Origin of the sequence: Phycicoccus jejuensis (assembly GCF_000720925.1) — a bacterium.
GTDB classification, from domain to species: domain Bacteria; phylum Actinomycetota; class Actinomycetes; order Actinomycetales; family Dermatophilaceae; genus Phycicoccus; species Phycicoccus jejuensis.
This window is the reverse complement of the sequence record NZ_JOEE01000043.1, coordinates 1-708: the sequence shown is the minus strand read 5'-3', so window position 1 is coordinate 708 and position 708 is coordinate 1. Positions and strand designations below refer to the sequence as shown.

Below are 708 nucleotides of genomic sequence, written 5' to 3'. Positions count from 1 at the left end.
GACGGCCATCGCCCTTTGGACGTACCCGGGTCGCGCGAACGTCGTCACGATAACCACCCGGCAGTGCGGAACCCGCTCGGCGAGCTCGGCCGCGGCGTCCAGACCGCTGCGGCCCGGCAGCTCGATGTCAAGCACGGCTACATCGGGGGCGCACTCCAGGGCCCGATCGACAATGCTCTCACCATCGGCGACCTCGGCCACGACCTCCAGGTCGGGTTCGAGGTTCAGCAGCACCGTCAACGCGCCACGCATCATCGCCTGGTCCTCGGCCAGAAGGATCCGGATCATCAGTCCTCCTCCTCGGAAAGGGCGGGAACCCACGCAGTCAGAGTGAACCCGGCGGGCACCAGCACGTTGGTCACCCCCTCCCGTAGCGCCCACGCCAACGGTTCCGCGCAGACCTCGGCAGACTTCGGGGTCATTGACAGGTGGGCCTCGATGCCCGCTGACTCGAGCGCTTCGCGGGCCGAGGCGAGCTCGTGACTCAAGGTGGGTCGGGTGGCGTTGTCCAGGGTCTGGCGGACCCTGGACAGCGCCGACCGGCCGACGTCCTCGATATCCTCGGCGTGGGCGACGGCCGAAGCGGGATCGGACTCGATCAGCCGACGGACCGCAGCCGCCTTGACCACCATCAGCGACAACGTGTGACCCAGGACGTCGTGCAGGTCCCGCGCCACCCGATCCCGTTCCTGCGCGACTGCTGCCACG

2 protein-coding genes are annotated in these 708 nt (G+C 68.8%); both read right to left on the bottom strand.

Features of this window, described 5'->3' with window-relative positions; translation table 11 throughout:
- Positions 1-288: response regulator (locus IG69_RS0119520; protein WP_030529830.1), on the bottom strand; the 288-nt coding region annotated here is incomplete at its 3' end.
- Positions 288-708: sensor histidine kinase (locus tag IG69_RS0119515; RefSeq protein ID WP_030529829.1), on the bottom strand; the 421-nt coding region annotated here is incomplete at its 5' end. The genes IG69_RS0119515 and IG69_RS0119520, both read right to left, overlap by 1 nt.